This window comes from Neisseria sp. CP9 (assembly GCF_047758525.1).
Taxonomy (GTDB): domain Bacteria; phylum Pseudomonadota; class Gammaproteobacteria; order Burkholderiales; family Neisseriaceae; genus Neisseria.
On sequence record NZ_CP180502.1, the window covers coordinates 1,422,412 to 1,446,852 of the forward strand.

General features: G+C 50.6%; 30 protein-coding genes. 10 read left to right on the forward strand and 20 right to left on the reverse strand.

Annotation, left to right across the window (positions count from 1 at the left end):
- Positions 1–214: 214 nt before the first annotated feature.
- The 8 genes from ACMYUL_RS06765 to ACMYUL_RS06800 all read right to left on the reverse strand — a co-directional run bounded on the left by ACMYUL_RS06765 (position 215) and on the right by ACMYUL_RS06800 (position 7,959).
- Positions 215–787: a hypothetical protein gene (locus ACMYUL_RS06765; RefSeq protein WP_415772774.1), complete on the reverse strand. Its 573-nt coding sequence runs from the start codon at positions 785–787 to the stop codon at positions 215–217.
- A gap of 66 nt (positions 788–853) precedes the next feature.
- Positions 854–3,691: a valine--tRNA ligase gene (locus ACMYUL_RS06770; protein WP_070514359.1), complete on the reverse strand. Its 2,838-nt coding sequence runs from the start codon at positions 3,689–3,691 to the stop codon at positions 854–856.
- A gap of 135 nt (positions 3,692–3,826) precedes the next feature.
- The gene (locus tag ACMYUL_RS06775) at positions 3,827–4,120 is read right to left on the reverse strand and encodes a helix-turn-helix domain-containing protein (protein ID WP_003744960.1); all 294 of its coding nucleotides are present in this window, start codon (positions 4,118–4,120) and stop codon (positions 3,827–3,829) included.
- 545 nt (positions 4,121–4,665) lie between these two features.
- Positions 4,666–5,445 (reverse strand): type I methionyl aminopeptidase, encoded by a 780-nt coding sequence (gene map / locus ACMYUL_RS06780; RefSeq protein ID WP_003780066.1) that lies wholly within the window; start codon positions 5,443–5,445, stop codon positions 4,666–4,668.
- Between the two features lie 177 nt (positions 5,446–5,622).
- Positions 5,623–6,228 (reverse strand): ribonuclease E, encoded by a 606-nt coding sequence (locus ACMYUL_RS06785; RefSeq protein ID WP_070514358.1) that lies wholly within the window; start codon positions 6,226–6,228, stop codon positions 5,623–5,625.
- Between the two features lie 100 nt (positions 6,229–6,328).
- Positions 6,329–6,940, reverse strand: coding sequence for a BON domain-containing protein (locus ACMYUL_RS06790; protein ID WP_070514357.1), 612 nt, complete (start codon positions 6,938–6,940; stop codon positions 6,329–6,331).
- A gap of 73 nt (positions 6,941–7,013) precedes the next feature.
- Entirely contained in the window at positions 7,014–7,607 is a 594-nt protein-coding gene (locus tag ACMYUL_RS06795) for a phosphoheptose isomerase (RefSeq protein ID WP_019270777.1), read from the reverse strand.
- Between the two features lie 4 nt (positions 7,608–7,611).
- Positions 7,612–7,959 (reverse strand): YraN family protein, encoded by a 348-nt coding sequence (locus ACMYUL_RS06800; RefSeq protein WP_016686825.1) that lies wholly within the window; start codon positions 7,957–7,959, stop codon positions 7,612–7,614.
- Positions 7,960–8,014: 55 nt separating this feature from the next.
- Here ACMYUL_RS06800 and rsmI point away from each other — a divergent pair, with 55 nt between their 5' ends.
- The 10 genes from rsmI (at position 8,015) to ACMYUL_RS06850 (ending at position 16,219) form a co-directional block, all read left to right on the forward strand.
- Positions 8,015–8,902: a 16S rRNA (cytidine(1402)-2'-O)-methyltransferase gene (rsmI, locus tag ACMYUL_RS06805; RefSeq protein ID WP_415772779.1), complete on the forward strand. Its 888-nt coding sequence runs from the start codon at positions 8,015–8,017 to the stop codon at positions 8,900–8,902.
- Between the two features lie 410 nt (positions 8,903–9,312).
- Positions 9,313–9,666, forward strand: coding sequence for an ATP synthase subunit I (locus tag ACMYUL_RS06810; protein ID WP_070497397.1), 354 nt, complete (start codon positions 9,313–9,315; stop codon positions 9,664–9,666).
- Positions 9,656–10,525, forward strand: a complete 870-nt coding sequence (atpB, locus tag ACMYUL_RS06815; RefSeq protein WP_415772781.1) for a F0F1 ATP synthase subunit A — start codon at positions 9,656–9,658, stop codon at positions 10,523–10,525. The genes ACMYUL_RS06810 and atpB overlap by 11 nt, the downstream gene beginning before the upstream one ends.
- Before the next feature lie 50 nt (positions 10,526–10,575).
- Positions 10,576–10,809: a F0F1 ATP synthase subunit C gene (gene atpE, locus ACMYUL_RS06820; protein WP_003760443.1), complete on the forward strand. Its 234-nt coding sequence runs from the start codon at positions 10,576–10,578 to the stop codon at positions 10,807–10,809.
- 71 nt (positions 10,810–10,880) lie between these two features.
- Positions 10,881–11,351, forward strand: a complete 471-nt coding sequence (locus ACMYUL_RS06825; protein WP_003760441.1) for a F0F1 ATP synthase subunit B — start codon at positions 10,881–10,883, stop codon at positions 11,349–11,351.
- A gap of 4 nt (positions 11,352–11,355) precedes the next feature.
- Entirely contained in the window at positions 11,356–11,889 is a 534-nt protein-coding gene (locus ACMYUL_RS06830; RefSeq protein WP_003741657.1) for a F0F1 ATP synthase subunit delta, read from the forward strand.
- Positions 11,890–11,899: 10 nt separating this feature from the next.
- Positions 11,900–13,447 (forward strand): F0F1 ATP synthase subunit alpha, encoded by a 1,548-nt coding sequence (gene atpA, locus ACMYUL_RS06835; RefSeq protein ID WP_003741656.1) that lies wholly within the window; start codon positions 11,900–11,902, stop codon positions 13,445–13,447.
- Between the two features lie 24 nt (positions 13,448–13,471).
- Positions 13,472–14,347 carry a F0F1 ATP synthase subunit gamma gene (atpG, locus tag ACMYUL_RS06840; RefSeq protein WP_003780079.1) on the forward strand — a complete coding sequence of 292 codons (876 nt, stop codon included), beginning with the start codon at positions 13,472–13,474 and terminating at the stop codon, positions 14,345–14,347.
- Between the two features lie 38 nt (positions 14,348–14,385).
- Positions 14,386–15,783, forward strand: coding sequence for a F0F1 ATP synthase subunit beta (gene atpD, locus ACMYUL_RS06845; RefSeq protein ID WP_003760432.1), 1,398 nt, complete (start codon positions 14,386–14,388; stop codon positions 15,781–15,783).
- Between the two features lie 10 nt (positions 15,784–15,793).
- On the forward strand, positions 15,794–16,219 hold the full coding sequence (locus ACMYUL_RS06850; RefSeq protein WP_003741652.1) for a F0F1 ATP synthase subunit epsilon: 426 nt from the start codon (positions 15,794–15,796) through the stop codon (positions 16,217–16,219).
- Positions 16,220–16,382: 163 nt separating this feature from the next.
- Here ACMYUL_RS06850 and ACMYUL_RS06855 read toward each other — a convergent pair whose 3' ends face one another.
- The 12 genes from ACMYUL_RS06855 to ACMYUL_RS06910 form a co-directional block, all read right to left on the reverse strand.
- A complete protein-coding gene (locus ACMYUL_RS06855; protein ID WP_107814316.1) occupies positions 16,383–17,411 on the reverse strand; it encodes a T6SS immunity protein Tli4 family protein in 1,029 nt (342 codons plus the stop codon).
- 354 nt (positions 17,412–17,765) lie between these two features.
- The gene (locus ACMYUL_RS06860; RefSeq protein WP_070870279.1) at positions 17,766–18,209 is read right to left on the reverse strand and encodes a phage virion morphogenesis protein; all 444 of its coding nucleotides are present in this window, start codon (positions 18,207–18,209) and stop codon (positions 17,766–17,768) included.
- Positions 18,210–18,211: 2 nt separating this feature from the next.
- Complete coding sequence (locus ACMYUL_RS06865; protein WP_107812903.1) at positions 18,212–19,114, reverse strand: phage minor head protein; 903 nt, start codon at positions 19,112–19,114, stop codon at positions 18,212–18,214.
- Positions 19,111–20,580, reverse strand: a complete 1,470-nt coding sequence (locus ACMYUL_RS06870) for a DUF935 domain-containing protein (protein WP_415772786.1) — start codon at positions 20,578–20,580, stop codon at positions 19,111–19,113. Before ACMYUL_RS06870 ends, ACMYUL_RS06865 begins: the two co-directional genes overlap by 4 nt.
- A 21-nt stretch (positions 20,581–20,601) precedes the next feature.
- The gene (locus ACMYUL_RS06875) at positions 20,602–22,095 is read right to left on the reverse strand and encodes a terminase large subunit domain-containing protein (protein ID WP_415772788.1); all 1,494 of its coding nucleotides are present in this window, start codon (positions 22,093–22,095) and stop codon (positions 20,602–20,604) included.
- A complete protein-coding gene (locus ACMYUL_RS06880) occupies positions 22,092–22,637 on the reverse strand; it encodes a DUF3486 family protein (RefSeq protein WP_009426265.1) in 546 nt (181 codons plus the stop codon). Before ACMYUL_RS06880 ends, ACMYUL_RS06875 begins: the two co-directional genes overlap by 4 nt.
- A 1-nt stretch (position 22,638) precedes the next feature.
- On the reverse strand, positions 22,639–22,956 hold the full coding sequence (locus ACMYUL_RS06885) for a hypothetical protein (protein ID WP_070870275.1): 318 nt from the start codon (positions 22,954–22,956) through the stop codon (positions 22,639–22,641).
- The gene (locus tag ACMYUL_RS06890; protein WP_013448349.1) at positions 22,953–23,273 is read right to left on the reverse strand and encodes a hypothetical protein; all 321 of its coding nucleotides are present in this window, start codon (positions 23,271–23,273) and stop codon (positions 22,953–22,955) included. The genes ACMYUL_RS06885 and ACMYUL_RS06890 overlap by 4 nt, the downstream gene beginning before the upstream one ends.
- 2 nt (positions 23,274–23,275) lie before the next feature.
- On the reverse strand, positions 23,276–23,485 hold the full coding sequence (locus tag ACMYUL_RS06895; RefSeq protein ID WP_070870274.1) for a TraR/DksA family transcriptional regulator: 210 nt from the start codon (positions 23,483–23,485) through the stop codon (positions 23,276–23,278).
- Complete coding sequence (locus tag ACMYUL_RS06900) at positions 23,478–23,699, reverse strand: hypothetical protein (RefSeq protein WP_009426269.1); 222 nt, start codon at positions 23,697–23,699, stop codon at positions 23,478–23,480. The genes ACMYUL_RS06895 and ACMYUL_RS06900 overlap by 8 nt, the downstream gene beginning before the upstream one ends.
- Complete coding sequence (locus tag ACMYUL_RS06905) at positions 23,677–24,066, reverse strand: hypothetical protein (RefSeq protein ID WP_070870273.1); 390 nt, start codon at positions 24,064–24,066, stop codon at positions 23,677–23,679. Before ACMYUL_RS06905 ends, ACMYUL_RS06900 begins: the two co-directional genes overlap by 23 nt.
- Positions 24,059–24,397 carry a hypothetical protein gene (locus tag ACMYUL_RS06910; RefSeq protein WP_415772792.1) on the reverse strand — a complete coding sequence of 113 codons (339 nt, stop codon included), beginning with the start codon at positions 24,395–24,397 and terminating at the stop codon, positions 24,059–24,061. Before ACMYUL_RS06910 ends, ACMYUL_RS06905 begins: the two co-directional genes overlap by 8 nt.
- Positions 24,398–24,441: the final 44 nt, after the last annotated feature.

Genomic DNA, 24,441 nt, shown 5'->3' on the forward strand with positions numbered 1-24,441 from the left:
CAGGGCTGATTCAGTCTTTCAACTTCGCCAACTGATTTTGAACTTTCGCCATTTTGTCTTCCAATTCTGCCAAATGGCAGACATTCCGCGTCCAAAAAAATCCCGATTGCGGCGTATGCGGCAAACCGTATCGACCCTAGAGCGACAGTTCGTTAAGAGTGATAAAAGATAGGGAAACCAAGTTTCAGACGACCTTTGTTATTATCAAGTACAATTAAGAGACCTCGTATATAGTCACACAAGGGATGCCTGCAAATTCAGCAATTTTCTTGCACAAGCTGCTAGCTGACACTTCGCCAACATTCGGGAAAACAACAGCAAAATCGGAATAAGCCATATCGGCATCAGTGGTATCCGACGGTAAAAAGCGATAATACAAATCTTCAGTTCCACAAACAGAACAAGTGAGATAGCCACCTTCGTCATCAAAATCAAACGAAGGCAATAGGTCTTCTATATCCATCTCCTCACCTTGAGCATAATGTTGACTGCAATGCGGACAAACAAGCTCGCCGTTTCCAAAGTTTTCCAAAGCAGTGAACAGCGTCGGCTCATCTTCAATCTGAAAGTAGATGCCGCGGGAATATCGGGCATTTCTTTCATCTACAAATTCAATAATTCCTTTGTTGGTAAACGTATAACCTAGCTCTCCATAATAAAAAACTTCTTGCAACTCAGGATGAATCCATCCTTGCTCCAGCATATAATTTCGGATCTGTTCTGCAAGCTCCTTTTTTTTCTTCCCTACGGGAGAGACAGGAACTATATAGTAGCGATGATCAGACATTTTTTTCCTTTCTAAAAAGGTCGTCTGAAACCCATTTTCAGACGACCTTTCCGTTTCTTCAACCTATCAGTCTTTCAACTTCGCCAACTGATTTTGAACTTTCGCCATCTTGTCTTCCAACTCCGCCAAATCGGCTTTGTCTTTTTCCACCAGATGCGCGGGGGCTTTTTCGGTGTAGCCGGGTTTGGAGAGTTTGGCATTGAGTTTGTCCAAAGCTTTTTGCAGCTTCTCGGCTTCTTTGCTCAAGCGGGCGGTTTCGGCGGCTTTGTCGATTTCGACTTTCAGCATCAGGCGCGCGCCGTTGCAGACGGCGACGGGCGCGTCTTCGCTTTCGGGCAGGGCGGCGACTTGCTGTGCTTCGGTCAGGCGGGTCATCATCGGCAGGTATTTGAGGTAGTCCGCCAAGTCGTCCGCGCTTTCGACAAACAGCGGGGCTTTCACGTTGGGCTGGATGCCCATTTCGCCGCGCAGGTTGCGGACGGCGCCGATCAAATCCTGCAACACGGTCATTTGCTCGAAGGTCGTCTGAACGATTTGTTCGCGGTCGGCTTCGGGAAAACGGGCGAGCATGATGCTGTCGGCGGTTTTCGCGTCGCACATGGGGGCGACGGTTTGCCACAGTTCTTCGGTGATGAACGGGATAATCGGGTGCAGCAGGCGCAGGGCGGCTTCGAGTACGCGCAATAAGGTATGGCGTGTGGCGCGCTGACGGCTGGCGCAGCCGGTTTGGAGCTGTACTTTGGCGAGTTCCAGATACCAGTCGCAATAGTCGTTCCACACGAAGCTGTACAGGGTTTCCGCAGCCAAATCAAAGCGGTAGGTTTCGTAGGCTTGCGTAACCTGCTCGATGGTTTGATTCAGACGGCCTATGATCCACATATCGGGGAAGGAGTAGCCGCGCGGTTCGGTGGCGGTTGCGCCGTAGCCGCAGTCTTGGTTTTCGGTGTTCATCAAGACGAAGTTAGTGGCGTTCCAGATTTTGTTGCAGAAGTTGCGGTAGCCTTCGGCGCGTTTGAAGTCGAAGTTCACGCTGCGACCCAAGCTGGCGTAGCTTGCCATGGTGAAGCGCAAGGCGTCCGCGCCCATGCTGGGGATGCCCTCGGGGAAGAGTTTTTTCGTGGCTTCTTCCACTTTCGGCGCGGTTTCGGGTTTGCGCAGACCGGTCGTGCGTTTCACCAGCAGTTTGTCCAAGTCGATGCCGTCAATCAAATCGACGGGGTCGATGACGTTGCCTTCGGATTTGGACATTTTTTTGCCTTCGTGGTCGCGCACGATGCCGTGGATGTACACGTCTTTAAACGGCACTTTGCCGGTGAAGTGGGTGGTCATCATAATCATGCGCGCCACCCAGAAGAAGATGATTTCGTATCCGGTAACCAAGACATTGGACGGCAGGAAGGCTTTGAGTTCGTTGGTTTCAGACGGCCAGCCGAGCGTGGAGAACGGCACGAGCGCGGAGGAGAACCATGTGTCCAATACGTCTTCTTCGCGGGTCAAACCGGTTTTGCCGGCTTGTTTTTCGGCTTCCGCCTGATTGCGGGCGACGTAAACATTGCCTGCTTCGTCGTACCACGCGGGGATTTGATGGCCCCACCACAGTTGGCGCGAGATGCACCAGTCTTGGATGTTGTTCATCCATTGGTTGTAAGTATTGACCCAGTTTTCGGGGATAAAGCGTACCGCGCCGCTGTCAACGGCTTTTTTGGCTTTGTCGGCGAGGCTTAAGCCTTTGAATTCGCTGTCAGGCTCGCCGCCGTTTGGCGTGGCGGACATCGCCACAAACCATTGGCTAGTCAGCATCGGCTCAATCACTGAGCTGGTTCGGTCGCCTTTCGGCGTCATCAGCGTGTGCGCTTTGATTTCGACCAACAAGCCTTGTTCCTGCAAATCGGCAACCATTTGTTTGCGCGCGGCAAAGCGGTCTAAGCCTGCATATTTTTCAGGCAGGGCAAAGCCTTGTTGCGCTTCGCCTTTGAAGTTGAACACTTCGGCGTTTGCCAGCACTTTGGCTTCCAAGTCGAACACATTAACCAAGCGCGTGTCGTGGCGTTTGCCGACTTCGTAGTCATTGAAGTCGTGCGCAGGCGTGATTTTCACGCAACCTGTACCGAAGTCTTTTTCAACGTATTCGTCGGCAATCACGGGAATGGTGCGGCCGGTCAGCGGCAAGATTAATTCCTTGCCGATTAAATGGGTATAACGTTCGTCTTCTGGATTGACGGCTACGGCAACATCGCCCAGCAGCGTTTCAGGACGGGTGGTCGCCACGATAACGGCTTCGGCGGGATTGTCCGCCAGCGGATAGCGGATGTGCCACATAGAGCCTTGTTCTTCCACGCTTTCCACTTCCAAATCCGATACCGCCGTGCCAAGAACGGGATCCCAATTCACCAAGCGTTTGCCGCGGTAAATCAAGCCCTGTTCATACAGGCGCACGAACACTTCGGTCACGGTTTCGGCGCGCACGTCGTCCATCGTGAAATACTCGCGCGTCCAGTCGGCAGAGCAGCCCACGCGGCGCATCTGCTGCGTAATCGTGCCGCCGGAAACTTCTTTCCATTCCCACACTTTTTCCAAGAATTTTTCGCGGCCCAAGTCATGACGGGACACATTTTGCGCGGCAAGCTGACGCTCGACCACGATTTGCGTGGCAATGCCCGCATGGTCGGTGCCGGGAATCCAGGCGGTGTTGCAGCCTTTCATGCGGTAGTAGCGGGTCAGGCCGTCCATAATGGTTTGGTTGAAGGCATGGCCCATGTGCAGCGTGCCGGTTACGTTGGGCGGCGGCAGTTGGATGGAAAAAGACGGTTTGGTCAAATCCATATCGGGCTGGAAATAACCTTGGGTTTCCCAGTTTTGATAGTGTTTGGATTCGATTTCGGCGGGATTGTATTTGTCTAACATGGTAAAAAATGCTGTCTGTAAAAGGGTTTGCGGGCAAACGTCTGTTTAAAAAATAATTGCGGATTATAGCGCAAAAAGGTCGTCTGAAACGGAATATCGTTTCAGACGACCTTTTTGAAACAAATCGAAACGGGCTTATTTGCCTTTGTCGGATTTGGCTTCTTTTTTCAAGGAAGCGTACAACTCAGGGTCGCGGTTTTTCAGCAGGGAGGCAATTGCCAAGTCGTCGCGGTTTACTTTTGCCAAGTCAACGCGTTCGATGTGTACCAAGCGCAGCAGCTCGCGTACAGGTTTGGGCATATTACGACCGGATTCGTAACGTGAACCACCGGACTGAGTTACGCCGATACGGCTCCAAAAGTCCATTTGGTTCAAACCGAGTTTTTTGCGGATATCGCGGATGTTGTCAATTTTCTCAAACGACTTCATGAAAATTCCTTTTTCTTCTGTATTGTTTGTTGATAAGCAATTCTGCTTCTTCACATTGGGAAAGTGCAAATTAGTTTTCGGCAGCAAAGTTCCTTACAGGGGGAATCATTAATTGCGACATAGAAAACTATCTATACTGAATTGTTAGACAGTATATTCGAAAGAAGTTTTGTAGAATTCTTCATAAATTGGCTAAATATTTCCAAGTTAAATATTTTATAGAAGAAAAAACATTTAAAACAATAGGATAGTAATTGGGTGTCGGTAATATTTTACACAAATAAACAGTCGTTTCGGGAATGTTGCGTTTGACATTATTTATTATACATAATTGTTTTGCATGAAATTATGGAGAAAGTACAGTGGAGATGGGCAGATTTGTCTATATCTCAGCCCGATGTTTAGATCTGGATTGGGTGGTCGGGAATGGTTTTGATGGAGGCAATTTAAAAGGTCGTCTGAAAACGAGGTTTGCGGGTTTCGCCAACAACCTTGTTTATATTTCAGACGACCTTTTTGCTTTGAAAGCGGGATGGTTTGACAGATTAGGGTTTGCCGGTGGCAGGGCTGATGGTCAGGATTTCGTAGCCGGTTTCTGTCACTAAAACTTCATGTTCCCATTGGGCGGAGAGGGAGCGGTCTTTGGTCACGACCGTCCAGCCGTCGTTTAGGATGCGCAGGTGGCGTTTGCCTTGGTTGATCATCGGCTCGATGGTGAAAATCATACCGGGCTTCAGGACGACGCCTTGTCCTTTTCGGCCGTAGTGCAGGACTTGCGGGGCTTCATGGAAACCGCGTCCGATGCCGTGGCCGCAAAATTCTTGTACGACGGAGTAGCCTGCGTTTTCGGCAACTTGTTGGCAGGCGTAGCCGATGTCGCCCAAGGTTGCGCCGGGTTTGACGGCGGCGATGCCCGCCATCATGGATTCGTGGGTAACGTCAATCAGGCGTTGGGCGATGGGGGAGACTTTGCCGACGGTAAACATACGGCTGGAGTCGCCGTGGAAGCCGTCTTTTTTGATGGTCAGGTCGATGTTGATGATGTCGCCTTCTTTGAGCGGCTTGTCGTCGGGAATGCCGTGGCAGATGACGTGGTTGACGGAGGTGCAGCAGGATTTGGGGTAGGGCGGGTTGCCGTAGTGCAGGGGGGCGGGATAGCCGCCTTGGACGTTGACGTGGTAGTCGTAAACGAGTTTGTCGATTTCGTTGGTGGTCACGCCGGGTTTGACGAATTGTCCGATGTAGTCGAGGGCTTCGGCGACGAGTTTGCCCAGTTCGCGCATTTTCTCGATTTCTTCAGGGGTTTTGATGATGATTTCGTTCATGTTGTTTCCTTGATGGTTTCAGACGACCTTAGTGCGGCACAAAGGTCGTCTGAAAGGGAAGGGGATGAGTCGGCAGCTTGCTTTAAGCACACTGCAACGAGGCGTGCGGACGTTTCGGCTTTTTTGGATTCGCGACTGATGCCGGAAGTTCAGATTAAAGCCGAACGCCAGTCCGCACTAGAATAGATTGTCGATGACTTCTTTGGATTTGGAAGGGGCCTTAGGTTTCGGAGTCGGCTTAGGTGCAGGCTTGGCTGCTTCGGGTTGGCGTTGTTCGGGTTTTGCCGCAGGTTTGGATTCGGTCGACTGTTCCGACGGCGTACGTCTGTTGCCTGCTGCGGGAAGTGTACTGCGCGGCGTTTTTTCTTCGGTATCGGGCGTTTCGGTTACAGCAGGTTTGGCGTTTGCTTTGTTATTGGCGGGTTTGTCTTCTGAGGCTTCGTCCGCGGTCGGGGTGCTGTTGCTGTTTTTGCCGTTTGATTTGTTTTTAGGCGGGATGACGGGATTGCGGGAATCGGTTTTTTCGTCATCGTCAAGCTCGGCTTTGGCGGCAGGCTTGGTTCTGTCCTCTTCGGGAGCGCCGATGGGACGCCAGACTTCGACAGGGGTGTCTTTGGGAACGGGTTTGTTTTTAATGGCTTCGCGTTCTTGGGAGTCGTGGCTTTTGATGGTGCTGATGACGCCGATGACCAAGGCGGCAACGGCAATGATGCAGACGCCGAAAAAGGCTCTGATTAAATGTTTAGGTTTGAGTTGGAATGAGGATTTAGGGGTTTTGGACATGATAAATCGGTAAAAATGAAATCAATCGGGCGGATTGTATCGTAATAGGTCGTCTGAAACAAAATTGGGTTTCAGACGACCTCTCAGTCAAGGAACAATCCTATGGCTGTGGGGTGTAGTTTTGATACAGGGTAACGACTTTTTGTACGCCCACGGTGGTGCTGACGCGTTGGGTCACTTTTTCCTGTTCTTCAGGCGTCAGGATGCCCATTACATAGGTCACGTTGCCGTAGGTCACGATTTTGACGCGCGCCTGCGTGGTGGGTTTGAGGCCCAAAAGGGCGGTGCGGACTTTGGATGTGCCCCATGTGTCGTTGGTTACGTCGCCGAAGGTGCGTCCTTGGGGGGCAACGGTGATGTAGTTGTACACGCCTTCGGCGGCTTGTTCGGCACGGGCGATTTGTTCGACGAATTGTTTTTCGCCTTCAGTGGCGACTTGTCCGAGCAGCAGCAGGTGGCGGTTGTAGCCGACGACGTTGAGTTTGGGTGTGTACCCCTGCGCTTGGTTGTTTTGGCGCAGGTAGGAGCGGGCAGTGGTTTCGACGCGCACTGCCATTACGTTGTCGTCGGTTTGCGCGCCTGTGGTGCGGCGGTCGACGGCGGATTTGGTGCCGACTGCCGCGCCGCCGAGGAGTACGCCGACACAGCCGCTGAGTGTCAGGCTGAGGAGGAGGGCGGTCAGAACGGGTGCGGTATGACGTTTGATGTTCATATTTTTTCCTTGATGATGGGTTCGGCGGATATGTTTCAGACGACCTTTAAAAGAGGTCGTCTGAAAAAAAGGCTTACATTCCTTCAAGCAACATGGAGTCGATGCAGTCGCACATAGCGTGTATCAGCAGGATATGGTTTTCCTGAATGCGGGCGGTGCGCGGGTAGGGGACGTTGAGCAGTACGTCGGTGTCTTTGAGCATAGCGGCGATTTTGCCGCCGTCGCGGCCGGTCATGGCAATGACGTGCATATCGCGTTCGTGTGCCGCTTTGATGGCTTCGATAACGTTGGCAGAGTTGCCGGAAGTGGAGATGCCGACCAAAACGTCGCCGGCACGTCCGAGCGCGCGCACTTGTTTGCTGAACACATGGTCAAAACCGTAGTCGTTGCCGATGGCGGTCAGCGCGGAAGTGTCCGTCGTCAGCGCGACGGCGGCAAGTTCCATTCGCTCTTTTTCAAAGCGTCCGGTCATTTCGGCGGCGAAGTGCTGCGCGTCGGCAGCCGAACCGCCGTTGCCGCAGGCTAAAATTTTGCCGTCGTTCATCAGGCATTGCAGCATCAATTCGGCTGCTTGAGCAGTCGGCTCGACCAGCACTTTTTCGGCTTCCTGCTTGGCAAGGATGCTTTCGGCGAAATGGGCGGCAACGCGCTCTTGTAAAGTCGTCATATCGTCAACCTGTAATATTCTTTATCCATTCGGGCGGGCGGTTTCCTTCTATCAGTACCGCATCGATGCGGCACGCGGTATCCGTCATGCCGTTTTGTTGCAGATAATACTCCGCAGACCGTTGCAGTTTCAATAACTTAGACGGCGAAATACTGTATGCGGCACCGCCGAAACCCTGATTTTTGCGGTATTTTACTTCAACAAACAGAATCATGTTACCGTTTTTGACAATCAAATCGATTTCGCCGTAAGCGCAGTGCCAGTTACGCGCCACGAGTTTGCAGCCTTGCGAAAGAAGAAACGCCAGTGCGGCATCTTCGCCCGCCACCCCTTGTTTGTGGTTCAGACGCATGGAGGTTTACCCCGTATAATATCGTTATATTGTTTTCAGACGACCTGATAAAGCCATGTTTCAAAAACACCTTCAAAAAGCCGCCGACAGTATTGAAAAACGGACATTATACGTTGTCGCCACGCCCATCGGCAATTTGGCGGACATCACCCTGCGCGCGCTCGCCGTCCTGCAAAAAGCCGACATTATCTGCGCCGAAGATACGCGCGTTACCGCACAGCTTCTGAGCGCATACGGCATACAGGGCAAGCTCGTCAGCGTGCGCGAGCATAACGAACAACAGATGGCGGACAAAATCATCAACCATCTTTCAGACGACCTCACTGTCGCACAAGTTTCCGACGCAGGGACGCCTGCCGTCTGCGATCCCGGTGCAAAACTCGCCCGCCGCGTGCGCGAGGCTGGGTTCAAAGTCGTCCCCGTTGTCGGCGCGAGCGCGGTCATGGGTGCATTGAGCGTCGCAGGCGTTACCGAACCCAATTTCTACTTCAATGGTTTTTTGCCGCCGAAATCCGGCGAACGGCATAAGCTGCTTGCCAAATGGGCGCAGGCTGATTTCCCCGTCGTGATGTTTGAAACCCCGCACCGCATCGAAGCCACCCTTGCTGACATGGCAGTCCTCTTTCCCGAACGCAGCCTGACCCTCGCCCGAGAAATCACCAAAACCTTCGAAACCTTCCTCAGCGGCACGGTTACTGAAATTCAGACGACCCTGAAAAACGACGGCAATCAGGCGCGCGGCGAAATGGTGCTCATCCTCCATCCTGCGCCCCGTGAAAAACACGATACCTTGCCCGATGCCACCCAAAACGTTATGAAAATCCTCGCCGCCGAGCTGCCCACCAAGCAGGCCGCCGAACTTGCCGCCAAAATTACCGGCGAAGGCAAAAAAGCCTTGTATGATTTGGCATTGGAGTGGAAACGGGTTTCAGACGACGTTTGAAGGTGAAAGGTCGTCTAAAAAAGAGGGAAGGGCAGTTATTGAATGATGATGGTATTAACGTGGGTTATGTCCTGAATCACAGAATATTCTGCGAAAAGAAAATCCGCCAAAGACTTGCCTGATTTTTATCGTTTTATTTTAAACGAAATAAAACAGAAACCCTCATAAAGCCTGATGTCGAAGGTCGTCTGAAACGTTCAGGCGACCTGCTTTTAAAGTTAAGGTGGAAATATTGAAAATTCTGCAATCTAATGTCTGTAATTGTATGTAATGCGTGATATAATGCGAACTCTTTGCCTTACGTTAAGACAAAGTTGGATATGAACTCACAAAGATTAACATATTGCTTGACGTTCATAGGCTTCTTGATTATATTTAGCCTCGCATTACTGTCGGGATTTCCCGTTTTTATGAAGCAGATTCTCATCTTACAAATTCTGGTTTTGACAGCGGTTGCGCTGATTAGCGCCGCATTTTCAGGTTTGGCAGGATTTTGGTCTGCTGTTGCAGGTGGGTTTTCCTACCTTGTCCCTTCCGCTTTCGCAGTTTTACTTTTAAAACTTTCCAAACGTAATCCTTTGTATCATGGTAAGGCTTTCATTATTGGGGAAGTTTTAAAAGTAGTGCTGTCGCTGGTGATGATGCTTGCCGTATTTATGGTTTGGCATCAGTCTTTGATATTCTTTCCGTTCTTGTTCGGATTGCTCGGTGTCAGCCATTTGGTTTTTTTAGTATCGTTGAGAGTGAAGCATTATGGCAGGTGACAAAATTACTGCTACTGATTACATCACGCACCACTTGCAAAGTTTAACCAGCCTTTCCGATGTAACTAAAGGACAGGGCTTGGACAATATTGCTGATTTTTCTTTTATTAATATCGATGCAATATTTTTCTCTGTATTGTTGGGCGTAATCGGCAGTTTCCTACTTTTGCGTGGAGCCAAGAAGGCGACAGCAGGTGTACCCGGTCGTTTTCAGGCTGCTGTCGAGATTTTGTTTGAATTTGTGGATGATATGTGTAAAAGCATTATTCACAACGAACAATCCCGAAAAGCCATTGCTCCGTTGGGCTTGACCCTGTTCGTATGGATTTTCCTGATGAATGCCATGGATATGCTGCCGGTGGATTTGTTCCCGTGGCTGTGGCAAAACATTATTACAGGTAACCATCATGCATTGCTGCGCATTGTGCCGACTGCAGATTTGAATACTACTTTGGCGTTGGCTATCGGTGTCTTGGTAATTTGTATTTATTACAATATCAAAATCAAAGGTGTTCGTGGTTGGATTCATGAGTTGTTCAGCGCTCCGTTTGGCGCCAAACTTGCTCCCGCCAACTTTCTTTTGAATCTGGTTGAATTCCTCTCTAAAACAGTTTCTCACGGTATGCGGTTGTTCGGTAACATGTATGCCGGTGAGCTGGTGTTCCTCCTGATTGCTTTGCTGGGTGGTGCTTGGGCATCATCTGGAAGCGTTGAAGTGTTGGATCCGATTCTGTTTGGTTTCCACATCCTTGCCGGATTGGCATGGGCGATTTTCCATATTTTGGTGATTACCCTGCAGGCATTTATCTTTATGGCCTTGGCGTTTGTCTATATCGGACAAGCTCATGATGCACATTAATTATTAGGTAGTTTTTCATTAACTTTCTTTGTTTCCTCAAGGAGTAAAAAATGGGTTTGGTAGCAATTGCATGTGGTTTGATCGTAGCATTGGGTGCATTGGGTGCCTCTATCGGTATCGCAATGGTTGGTTCCAAATATTTGGAGTCTTCTGCGCGTCAACCTGAATTGATTGGTCCGCTGCAAACTAAATTGTTCCTGATCGCTGGTCTGATTGATGCTGCATTCCTGATTGGTGTGGCTATTGCGCTGTTGTTCGCCTTCGTTAAACCATTTGGTGCATAATCAAACGGCGTGTTCCGTCTAGGTACAGACTTTGGTCTGTTTGATTAACACTAGTACGAAGGTTAACTAACGTGAATATTAATGCAACCTTATTCGCTCAAATCATCGTCTTTTTCGGTTTGGTTTGGTTTACCATGAAATTTGTGTGGCCGCCGATCGCAAAAGCATTAGATGAGCGTGCCGCAAAAATTGCCGAAGGCTTGGCTGCTGCCGAGCGCGGTAAGAGCGATTTTGAACAGGCAGAGAAGAAAGTTGCAGAACTCTTGGCTGAAGGGCGTAACCAAGTTTCCGAAATGGTAGCTAACGCCGAAAAACGTGCCGCCAAAATCGTAGAAGAAGCGAAAGAGCAAGCTACTGTCGAGGCGGTGCGAATTACAGCACAAGCTAAAGCTGATGCCCAGCAAGAAATGAATCGTGCACGCGAAGTTTTGCGTGAACAGGTTGCTGCGTTGGCGGTTAAAGGTGCCGAGTCTATTTTGCGCAGTGAAGTGGATACTTCAAAACATGCGCAGTTGCTCAGTGCTTTAAAACAGGAGCTGTAATCTTATGGCTGAGTTCGCAACGATTGCCAGACCTTATGCGAAAGCATTGTTTAATCTGGCGCAGGAAAAAAACCAAATTGAGTCTTGGTTGGGCGGACTGGAAGAATTAGCCGCGGTTGTTCAAAATGAGAAAGTCATTTCTTTGATTGAGCGACCTGAAACAAATACTTCTGAAAAGGTAAATGTGCTTGCCGAACTCGTTGAGTTAAAAAGTGATGAATTGAAAAATTTCATTACTGTTCTGGCAGAGCAAAAGCGTTTGCCTGTATTGCCTGAAGTCTATGCTCAATATCAAGCTTTAACCTTGTCATTCAATCATACTAAGTCCGCTGTAATTTACAGCGCTTATCCATTGACTGAAGATCAACTGGCTGAGTTGGCTGAAATATTGAAAAAACGCTTTGACAGTAAGTTGCAAATTACAACTGAAGTTGCGCCTGAGTTAATTGGCGGTGTCAAAGTTGAAGTGGGTGACCAGGTCTTGGATTTGTCGGTGCAGGGTAAATTGAATGCCCTGTATGCGACTATGACAAATTAGGAGAGTTTTCATGCAGCTTAATCCTGCTGAAATTAGCGATTTGATTAAAGCTAAAATTGAAAATCTGTCTGGAAATACAGAAGTACGTACCCGTGGTACGGTTATTTCTGTAACAGACGGTATTGTTCGTATTCATGGCTTGTCAGACGCAATGCAAGGTGAGATGCTCGAATTCCCGGGTAACACTTTCGGTTTGGCGATGAACTTGGAGCGTGACTCCGTCGGCGCCGTGGTGTTGGGTGAATACGAACATATTAAAGAAGGCGACACAGTTACTTGTACCGGCCGTATTTTGGAAGTGCCTGTCGGTCGTGAATTGGTTGGTCGCGTTGTAGATGCACTGGGTCGCCCGATTGATGGCAAAGGCCCGATCAATACATCTTCTACTGCACCTATCGAAAAAATTGCACCAGGTGTGATTGCCCGTAAATCAGTTGACCAACCTATGCAAACCGGTCTGAAGGCCATTGACTCAATGGTTCCGATTGGTCGCGGTCAACGTGAGCTGATCATTGGTGACCGTCAAACAGGTAAAACAGCCGTAGCATTGGATGCTATTGTCAACCAAAAAGGTACAGGCGTTATCTGTATTTATGTTGCAATCGGTCAAAAAGCGTCTTCTATTGCTAACGTAGTACGCAAATTGGAAGAGCATGGTGCAATGGAACACACTATTGTGGTTGCTGCGACCGCTTCTGAGGCTGCCGCTCTGCAATATATCGCACCTTATGCAGGTTGTACGATGGGCGAGTTTTTCCGCGACCGCGGTGAAGACGCATTGATCGTATATGATGACTTGTCCAAACAAGCTGTTGCTTACCGTCAAATTTCCCTGTTGCTGCGCCGCCCACCTGGTCGCGAAGCATATCCTGGCGACGTTTTCTATCTGCATTCCCGCTTGTTGGAACGTGCTGCCCGTGTAAATGAACACGAAGTTGAAAAACTGACTAATGGCGAAGTGAAGGGTAAAACAGGCTCTTTGACTGCATTGCCGATTATTGAAACCCAAGCCGGTGACGTATCTGCGTTCGTACCGACAAACGTGATTTCGATTACCGACGGTCAGATTTTCTTGGAAACCGACTTGTTTAACGCTGGTATCCGTCCTGCGATTAATGCCGGTATTTCAGTATCGCGCGTAGGTGGTGCAGCGCAAACTAAAGTAATTAAAAAATTGGGTGGCGGTATCCGTTTGGCACTTGCCCAATATCGTGAATTGGCAGCCTTCTCGCAATTTGCTTCTGATTTGGATGAAGCTACACGCAAACAGCTGCAACACGGTGAAGTGGTTACTGAATTGATGAAACAAAAACAATTCAGCACTTTGGATACAGCTGAAATGGCTTTGACTTTATGGGCCATTAATAATGGTTCTTACGAAGATGTACCGGTACCCAAGGCATTGGCTTTCGAAGCGGAATTTTTGAGCTTTGTACGCACTCAGCATCCTGGTGTTTTAGAAGCAATCAACGCATCAGGTGCGATGTCCGATGAAAGTGAAAAAACATTGACTGAAGCCATGAATTCTTTCAAATCTTCTTATGCTTACCAAGCCTAAGAGCTGAAATGAAAGGAGTCTGAAATGGCAGTCGGAAAAGAGATTCTCACCAAAATCCGTAGTGTTCAAAATACCCAAAAGATCACTAAAGCGATGCAAATGGTGTCAACCTCTAAAATGCGGAAGACTCAGGAACGGATGCGCTTAGCGCGTCCGTATGCCGAAAAAGTGCGGACAGTTATGAGTCATTTGGCGCGAACCCATGAAGATCACGGTATTAAATTATTGGCACCTCATCGTGAAACACGTCGGGTAGGTTTCATTTTAATCACCTCTGATAAAGGTCTTTGTGGTGGTTTGAACGCGAATGTTTTGAAGAAATTCTTAGCGCAAGTCCAAGAATACCAAGAACAAGGCATTGAAGTTGATGTCGTCTGTTTAGGTAGTAAAGGTTTGGCAGCTTGTCAAAATATCGGTTTGAACGTTATTGCCAGTGCGATTAATTTGGGTGATACCCCAAGAATGGAATTGCTGCTTGGTCCATTGACTGAAATCTTCCAACGTTACGAGAAGCATGAGTTAGATAAGATACATCTGGTGTATTCATGTTTTGTGAATACCATGCGTCAAGAACCACGGTTGGAGGTTCTGCTGCCTATCGGCGAAAATGTGATAGAAGACGAGGAGAGTTATTCTTCATTCAGTTGGGAATACCGTTATGAGCCAAGTCCTGTCGCTGTGTTGGAATATCTGGTTCGCCGCTATTTAGAGTCTGTGGTTTACCAAGCATTGAGTGACAATATGGCATCTGAGCAAGCTGCGCGTATGGTGGCAATGAAAGCAGCCACCGACAATGCGGGCAATGCCATTAAAGAGTTGCGTTTGGTATATAACAAATCGCGTCAAGCTGCGATTACCACGGAATTGTCAGAAATTGTAGCAGGTGCGGCGGCAGTTTAATGTCGTCTGAAACCTGAACAGGAAATTAGGATACGATAATGAGCCAAGGCAAAATCGTACAAATTATTGGTGCGGTAGTTGACGTGGAGTTCCCGCGTGATGCCATTCCGCGTGTTTACGACGCCCTGAAATTGGATGCAAACGGCCTGACTTTGGAAGTGCAACAGCTTCTGGGTGACGGCGTAGTCCGTACTATTGCAATGGGTAGTTCGGATGGTTTGAAACGCGGCATGACTGTAAGCAATACAGGTGCGCCGATTACAGTACCGGTAGGTAAAGGTACTTTGGGACGTATTGTCGATGTATTGGGTACGCCTGTTGATGAGGCAGGTCCGATTGATACCGACAAACACCGTGCCATCCATCAGACAGCTCCGAAATTTGATGAACTGTCTGCGACTACTGAGCTGTTGGAAACCGGCATTAAAGTGATTGACTTGCTGTGTCCGTTTGCTAAAGGCGGTAAAGTAGGTCTGTTCGGTGGTGCCGGTGTAGGCAAAACCGTCAACATGATGGAATTGATTAACAACATCGCCAAAGCACATAGCGGTTTGTCCGTGTTTGCAGGTGTGGGTGAGCGTACCCGTGAAGGTAATGACTTCTACCACGAGATGAAAGATTCCAATGTATTGGACAAAGTGGCGATGGTTTACGGTCAGATGAACGAACCTCCGGGTAACCGTCTGCGTGTAGCCTTGACCGGTTTGACGATGGCCGAATACTTCCGTGATGAAAAAGACGAAAGCGGCAAAGGCCGTGACGTATTGTTCTTCGTGGACAATATCTACCGTTACACCCTGGCCGGTACCGAAGTATCCGCATTGTTGGGCCGTATGCCTTCAGCAGTAGGTTACCAACCGACATTGGCTGAAGAAATGGGTCGTTTGCAAGAGCGTATTACCTCTACCCAAACAGGCTCCATTACTTCTATTCAAGCCGTATATGTACCTGCGGATGACTTGACTGACCCGTCTCCTGCAACGACATTTGCCCACTTGGACGCTACTGTCGTATTGAGCCGTGATATTGCCTCCTTGGGTATTTACCCAGCAGTTGACCCACTCGATTCCACTTCGCGCCAACTGGATCCGATGGTATTGGGTCAAGAACACTATGATGTAGCCCGCGGCGTACAATCTACCCTGCAAAAATACAAAGAATTGCGCGATATTATTGCCATTCTGGGTATGGACGAATTGTCAGACGAAGATAAACTGACCGTGATGCGTGCGCGTAAGATTCAACGCTTCCTGTCGCAACCGTTCCACGTTGCCGAAGTATTTACCGGCTCTCCCGGCAAATATGTATCGCTGCGTGACACCATTGCCGGCTTTAAAGCTATCTTGAACGGTGAATACGACCATCTGCCTGAACAAGCTTTCTACATGGTAGGCGGTATCGAAGAAGCGGTCGAGAAAGCGAAAACCTTAAACTAAGGAGGTCGGCATGAGCATCATGCGAGTTGAAGTGGTAAGTAGCGAGCAGAACATCTATTCAGGCGAAGCCAGTTTTGTAGTGGTTCCGACTGTTCAAGGTGAGCTCGGTATTTATCCGCGACACGAGCCGATTATGAGTTTGGTACGTCCCGGTGCATTGCGTTTGACCGTGCCGGGCGAAGCCGAAGAAGTTCTTGTTGCCGTTTCCGGTGGAGTGCTGGAAGTGCAGCCCAACCAACTTACTGTGTTGGCGGATGTTGCCGTACGCAGTTCCGAGATGGATCGGGAGCGCGCGGAAGCTGCCAAGAAGGCGGCGGAAACAGGCATTTCTCAAGCCAAAGACGATAAATCGCTGGCTGAAGCGCACAAAGCCTTAGCCGCAGCGATTGCCCAGCTCAAAACCTTGGATTATCTTCGTTCGCACAAAAACAAATAAGCAGTTTTGTTTTACAAAAAGCACGGTTGATTACCGTGCTTTTTTATTTTTGGGATTGGCTGAGCGTATAGATGATCAAGGGAAAGATAGAAGCAGGTCGTCTGAAAACCATGCTCAAGGTTTGATGCCATGGAGGCTGCGTTTTCAGACGACCTTTTCATCGCTATTGCTTCACAGGTTTCAAAGTCGGCAAAACCGTATCCCAAATCGCCAGCACTTCGGCTTCGCTGCGCTTCGTCCCGTCTTTCTTCTCCGCGCCGAACTGTATCATGATACGCGGATCACCGCCGTCACGCTCCCAAAAGAACATATATGTGTTGCCGCCCCATTTCACCAATTTTTCCTCGCCGGACATGCCGTTGATGGTGCGTTTTCCTTGGCGGATGGTGTGCGTTAGGGCTTTAACCATTACACCCTTATCTAAATTAACCTTGCGTTTCAACAGCGTCGGCTCACCTGCTTTCAACACGTCACCATGCATGATTTCCAGACTCATATCATGTTGCTTGGCAAATTCGACGGTGCTATGAACTTCAAACGGTTTTTTACCGTCATCGGCGATAAAACCGCCTATCAAGCAGATGCCGTGTTTATTTGGCACTTCAAATTCCTGTCTTGTTTTCAAACCGCTGAGAATTTCTTGGCGGAATTTTTTCTCTATGGTGTTGATCGCTTCTTTTTCTTGGGCTTTCCAGTTGGCAGGAGCTTTGCCGTTTTCGGCGGGGATATAGAAAAAACTGCGTACGATATAAGCGTCATCATTATCCAGCTTGAAATATAAGTCGGCTTCGTAGGGCATACCGTCCTTCCCGATAATATTTTCCCAATGGAATCCCCCGCGCGTTACCTGCATCATCGCCCGATCCGGAATCAGAGTGCGGGTATCGACGACAATATCGGTTCCATCATACCCACTATGTTTGAACCTCTTGATAGTCCTAACGTTTCTATTCCAATCATTAAACATGACCATCACGCTCCAGCCGTTGTAACCAAGATGCGTACTGCCATGACGGCGTTTGGATGGCAGGCGCAATTGATAGCGGCCGCTGCAATAGGGCTGTTCTGTCCAGTAGGCGGTGTCGATGGCGGTTTTGGTAACGGTTGGCGAAGTTTCTGCCGATGGGGACGCGGTAGGCGTGCAGGCTGCGACGGCAAGGATCAGGGATAATGTAGTCAGACGGATGGTCATGGATAAGCTCCGTGATTGAATAGGGGTCGTCTGAAAGTATAGTTTGATTCAGACGACCTTTGTCATAAAACGGACTTGGCGGTATTTATTGAATATGGGTGGAAATCTGAGGTGTGTTTGGGCGTGCTTGAGGTTTGGGATGGCTTTTGCTGCCTGATGGTTTGAGACAAGTCTGTGTTTATGTCGAACTATTTTTTCTTCTTTATTGAAACCCAATGAGATAAATATATAGGAATGATGAGATAAATGGGAAGAAGTGGGATGATGGGGGATTAGGCGGGATGGAAAAAGTGAAAAAGAGTTGCAAATAGTGAAACAAAAAACGGACGGTTTTTTCTCGTCCGTTTTTTGTTGTCAGAGTCCTTTTTTGAGGGCGGCGATGGCGATGTCTAGGATTCGGCGTTCGGCGTCTGGTTGGGGTTGGTTGTTGCCGTTGATGGGGAGATAGGGGCGCGCGGGGAGGTTGGTTTTGTGGCCGCGGCCTGCTTGACCGCCGAGGTGGTGGATGGCGGCGTATTTTTTGTTGCTGCCGATGCGGGCATAGTTGCTGCCGACCTGTGTGGTCAGGCTGGCGGCAAGTTGCCCGCTTTTTTGCAGGGTCTTGCCTCCCTCGTCTGCGGCGCGCCGGCTTTGTTTCCATCTCTGTCCGCCCCAACCTTCGGATTCGAAGTTTTCTTCGGTCATGGACAGCAGCTCGGTGGCGATGCCCCGCATCATGGTGCGGGTGTCAGTGGCGTTTTTGAGCAGTGTACTTAAACCGTGGTCGAGCCTCTCTGCATCTAATTTAATCTCAAGCATGGTCAGCCCCTCAGTAATTCGCGCACCCATGCCAATGATTCGGGGGTTAGGGCGTTTTTGAATTTTCGGTTACCCATCATGGTCTTGATGGCGATACGGGCGATGTCCGGATGGGTTGCCTGTGCTTTGTCTATGGAGATTTGCGCCATGCGGGACAGCATGGATTTACCTTGGTTGGCATTGAAGCCTGCGTTTGGGGCGATAAATTTGTTGTTGATGCGGATGCCGGTTCGTTGTGCGTAACGCTCCTCGCCGGTATAGGGATTTGAACCTATATCGACGGTAATGGTTTCGAGCGTCGGGCGGGGTTGGACGCGTCCCTCACCCGCACTGCGCGAGAGGGGTTTGACGCGGCACCGACAGCGGAAATCAAGTGGCGGATATAAGGTATCCCAAACAGGGTCGTCGGCAGCATAGACACGGTTGTGCATCATACGGTGAGTATCGCGGGTGCGGCTGTCGTTGATGGCGACGTACTGCCAATAAGGGTGTGTGTCAATGGAGTCCATCATTTCGGCGTAGCGACCTGCCATGTAGGCTGACTGCATATTGGTCAGATAGATGGTTTTCAGGCGGTGGGGGCTGCCGAGCTGTACGCTTTGGGTTTCGCCTTCGGGATTTTTAATTTCCTGCCTGCCCCACCAGCCTTTGCGTTGTAAGACGGGGGCGAGTTCGCGGCTGAACTCTTCCAGCGTACGACCTTGTTCGGCGGCATCGACAACGGCGGAATAGATGTCGGAGAGCACATCCATTTTGGCGGTTTTGGCCACCGTAAAGGCAGTGGCGTGCGCGTCGTCCAACATATCCTGCCAGTCCCAAGATACGACAATGCCTTTTTGCTTGAGATAGGCGACGGCGGCTTCCGGCTTCATGCCGAAGACGGCTTTAATATCTTCGGAGTTCACGATTTAATCTCCCGCGCTACTTCAACTTTTCCAACCAATTCTGAAAGAAAAATCAGGCGTGCCAACTCGTTTTGCAAGGCGGTATCGTCCATATTCGGATAGGCGGCGGACAGACGGTCGAGCAGGTTTTCGGCGGTTTCTCCACGACTTAATTCGGCCACTAGGACGGCAGTCAGCCATTCGCCTTGTTTATTCAGAATGTCTGTATCGGGGGCGAGTCCGTCGATGACCGAACCTGCATCCGTCAAATCGAACTCCGCAAAATCAGCAGCTCTACCCTCTTGGGTTGGTTGGACTGCGTCCGCCAAGTCGCCGTCCTCAAGGCCGTATGTGCGCTGCCAGTATTGGTTGGTGAACTTGGCACCGGCATCCACCATCATCTTATCTCTTTCGGCCCGTTCTTTTGTGCCGCTCTCCTCGTTTTCAAACAGCACGAATTTCGGCGCAGATACTTCCCCGAAATTAATCTCCACCACCCACTTTATCAACTGATTTAATGCCGCCTCAACAATACGGGTATCGCCGTCACGGATGTCGTCCGTTACCTCCAAACCAGCGGTCGCGCTGGCGTGGGTACTGTCTTTTTCGGTAGTTTGGTCTTGTCCGAGCAGAGCAATGCTGATTTCGGAGCGGCAATAACGTATGAGCTTGTCGTAGGCATCAATAGATGATGCCTTGCCGCTTGCCTCGTGGATTTCGACGCTGGAATCATTGGGAATGGTGCCGACGCTGTTGCCGATTAGAGCTTCGAGCGCGTCTAGCAATTTGTCGGTATCCTGCGGGGTATTGGAACGCGGCTCTTTACCAATCAGCCAAGGCGCACCGTACTTTTCGGTGAATTGCATCCAGAATTTAAGGCCGCCGCGTTTGAAGGTGACCAGCCAAAAAACCAAGCCCAAATCGCCCAAACCGTAGGGGTTGAGATAATCTGCCTCGTGTGTTGGGCAAAGAAACTTATAAGGCGGCGGAACGGTATCGGTCAGCCCGTTTTGGATGTAACGCAACTCGCCGTCGTCGTTGAAGGCGAACCACTCTTGCGGCTTGGCGATGATTTTGTCAGGCAGCCATGCAGAATCGGTACGCCAAATCAGCTCGATGGGTTGATAGCCGTAAAAAACGGCGTTTAAAACGTCTTTAATCAGGCGGTAAACATCGGTTTCAGCCAGCCAGCTATCAATAAAATCCCGGACATTTTTAGGCGTATCGTCGCCCTCAAGTCGCCATTCGAGGCGGGCGACGGCGGCTTTTCGGCGGCGTACCAACGAGCCGACCAAGGGGTCGCGCATCAGCTCGCGGTAAACGGAGATTTGCCTGCCCATTTTGCGCAAAACGGGGTCGGGATTAGGCAGCCAGCCGTCAAAACCGCTGAAAAACGGGCGGGAAACGGCGAGATGGGCAGATAAATCCTGCGGCTTGAAGGTCATGATGCCTTGACTGGTTTTGAGTTTGAGGTGGGGTTTGGGCATGATATGTACTCTTTAAATACCTTAATAACCTTTGGTTAATGCGCTTTTTCGGCGGATTCGGCGGCTGGCTACGCGTATCGGGCCGGTATTCAGCTCGCGGCTGGCGTAATGGGCAAGGACAAAGGCAATCGCCGCGTCTCCGTGGCGTTTTTTGCCGTCTTGACCTTTGGTGCGTACATCGGGGATGCGCGGCACGCCTCTGACCAGCTCGAAGGCGCGCAGGTCGGTCAGGATGTCTTCGTCTTTGGGGATTGCGTCCAACGTGCCGTCTTCGAGTGCGGCTTTGAACGGAGCTGTATGGGTGCGGTACCAGTTTTCCGAGAGCATGACCGACTCGCATACCTCCGCGCCAAATTCGTCGCGCATGGCTTCGGCGATTGATTGACCGTTGCCGCGCGCGTCCAATGCCGCTCCGCGCAGATTGGGTAAGCCGTGCAACAGGTGTTTCATGATTTGCTCTTGTTGGGCAAACGGCATATTGCCCAACTCCAACACGAACGGCGACTTAAGGCTTAAATTAGTCTGCTGCAACAAAGGGACGATGACGGTACGGTCTCCGCTGCGGGCAAAGTCTTCGCCGACAAAGCTGGTGCGGGTTTTATCCAAACCATCGAGCAGCGGTTGCAGGGTGTCGGCTATCCAGTCCGCCACTTCGGCAGCGCGGCGCGGCTCGGGCAAGAGGCCGAACTCATCGCTTTGGTCGTATCTGATAACCGGCGTATAAGGACTCATACGGCTCTCAATCAAGGCTCGGTTGAGCCATTTGCCGCCGCCGTTTTTAGGGATGCAGTCCAACTCTTCGCTGGCATCTTCACCGTAGAAATCGCGGATTTCCTTGCACCACGCGGCTTCGCCGTCTGCCGTCCACTCTTTGCCCAAGCGCAGGCAAATGCGGCGGTAGAGGCCGTCTGAAACGGCCTCGTCGAAAGTAATGCGGTGGATGGAGTACGGCTTTTTGCCCGCACGAATGTCGGTAATCAGCTCGTTGAACGGATTGTCCACCCCGTCATGCGTAGAGATGATATGCACCTGGCCGCCCCACATCAGCAATGCCATTGCCGCTTTGAGCAGCTCGCCGAGCTGCTCGTGGAACGCCGCCTCGTCGATGATGACGCGCCCCTGCTTACCGCGAAGGTTTGAGGGGCGACTGGATAAGGCAGTAACGCGCCAGCCGGACGCGAAACGGATGACGAAGGCGAGGACGGATTTTTTGTCGTCCCCCTCGACGAACACCTCCTCGGTCTCTTCGATTTCTCCCGCCGCCAAACCGTAGAATTTCGCCCAGTTGGCACAATCACGGATAAACTCCAAAGCCATGTCTTTGTTGTAGCCTATGTACCATGCGTCCATGCCGCCCGATGAGGCGGCAAGTAAGGCGGTATCGGCAGCCTCGCCCCAGCTCAGACCGATGCGTCGGGATTTTTCGCAGAGTTTGACGGGAGAGTTATCGGCGCACCAACGCTGCTGGTAAGGCAGCAATGCCGATGGCGTTCGGTCTTCGGTTTTGGTCGTCATGATGCGATACCTAAAATCTGTTTGCGGATGGCTTCGGCAGCCGCGTCGGACAGCCCGCCTTTTTTTGCCTGCTTGGCCACGTTTTCGGCGGCGGCTTCGACTTTGGCTTTAACTTTTGCCTGATATTCCTTCAGGCGCGTACCGGCGGTAATCAGCCCGCTGATTTTGCGCGCGCCCTCGCTCATAATACCGAAGCGGTCAAGCGCGTTTAACTCGTCTTCGGGCATCTCACCAATCTGCACCAATGCCTCAAACAACTCTGTCTGCAACATCGCCATCAAGGCTTCGGAGCGGGTATCCCCCTCGTCTGCCGCACCTTCGGCAATCAGGCGTGCCGCTTCGGTGCTGTTTTTGATGGCGGCAAACCGACGCTGTACTTTTTGGCCGTACCGATGGGCGGCGGAGCGGCTGATTTCGTATCCCTGTTGCTGCAACCATTCGGATAATGCCTGATAGTCGGCGAAGCCGTTTTCGACGAGTTTCCGTTCGAACTCGTGGCGTACAGCTTCGGGGAGTTGGTCGATGACGCTGCGTTTTGCCATATCAGCTCCACACTTTTTCGGGGCGGGCGATACCGGCGCGGCACTCGACTGTGTATTCGGCAATATCGACACCCAAACTGGTCAGGTCGGCAAACCACAAGCCGTGCGGTGCTTTATTCAGCTCGACCATTTTGCGGTCGGCAAGGTAGTCGAGCTGCTGGCGCAGTTCGGTGGCGGTGGTCTGCGGGTAAATCGCGTTCATGATGTCCAGCAGAAAGGCCTCGCTGGTGGTATGAGGGCGGGCTTTATTAAGGGTGTTGATGATGTTCCAACGCATCCCCTCGCGGCGTTGTTTGGCAATCAATTCTTGGCTAATCATTTCTTTACGCTTTCCATTTTGTATATTTCGGTGAGTTTTTCGGCGACGTTGTCGAGCTTGGCTTCGAGGACGACCTGATTGCGGATGTAGTCTTCCCGCAAAACATAGGTCAGGGGCAGTCCGGCGTTGAATTCCGCCAGTTTGTTTTCCATGATTTCGACTTTGCCTTGCAGGCGCTCTTGCTGTTTTTGGCGTTCGTCCTGCTGCTCGCGGAATTGCGCCAGCAGCATTTTGCCGAAGGTAAAACAGATGCCGAGGAAGGAGAGAAGAAATCCGACCAACTGCCAAAATTCGATGTGTATAAAGGTTTTTTCCATTTTTAAGGCCATCCGTGTTCGAAATATTCTTGGCAAACGATGCAGCGGGTGCAGCCTTTGACTGCTTTTCGCCTTGCGTCCGGTATCGGGCTGCCGCAATCTTCGCAATGGCTCAGGCTGTCGGCACGTTCCGGTGTGTTTTGATGTTTCGCCAGGGACTCTTCCAAAAATATGGCTTCACGCTCTGATGCGCGGTCGGCAAAATCAGTCATTTTTCAGACGGCCTTTCGTGTACCAGTCCTGCCACCCGGAGACTTGGACTTCCAATTTTTGGCAGTATTCGCCGTAACGTACGGCATGGTTTAAGAGTTGTTCGGGTGAGCCGCCGGTCGGACGCTCAGGGCGTTCGTATTTGACCAGCAGCCCGGTAGATACAGGCGGCAAATCCACTGTCGGTACGGTTTTAATCGGGGTATCCGAAGGCACGGTTGTATAGGTGCAGGCTGTTAGAGCCGATACCGTTAAAACCATTGCCGTCTTTTTTAATCGCGTCATGCGTTTGCTCCTGTAAAGTGTTTTTATTTTTATCCAGTTCGCTCAGGGCGGATGCCAGCTCGATGCTTTGATGCTGCGCGAAGTCATGCCAACGCTTCGTTTCCGCCTGCGCTTTTTTAAGCTCGTCGGCGTATTGTTTGGCTGCCGCCATTGATGAGTTTTGGTAGGCGGTAATCAGGGCGGTTTGCTTGGCATCGGCTTTGTCGGCGGCATAGTGATAACCGCTTAGCCAGATGCCCAAAACAATCAATGCACGCCATGCCAATGCCGATTTGTTTTTGTACAAAAAATCAATCATTGCCGCTCCATTCTTCCGGATTCTCGGATTTTTTGATTTCCGCCAACTGCGGTACGGTGGCAATGCCGCGTTTGATTAAGGCGTAGCCGCCGACCATTGCTCCGTATGCCCACCAAAGCCATTCGGGGGCATCGGGCGCGAGCGAGAATTTATAGGTCATCGCTGCGGCGGCAACGTTTGCCCATAATTTGGTATGGCTGATTTTTCCGGTTGCGGGATTGGAGACTAAACCGCCCAGCCATCGGAAAAAGCCGGTCATTTTTGACGGTTTTTCTTCGCGGCGCGTTTCGCTGCTGCTACCCCGCTTGGACGGTGAGGCATCGTCCGACATCCCTGAGAAGGTATAGCTGAACGAATGCCCAGATCGACGCTGAA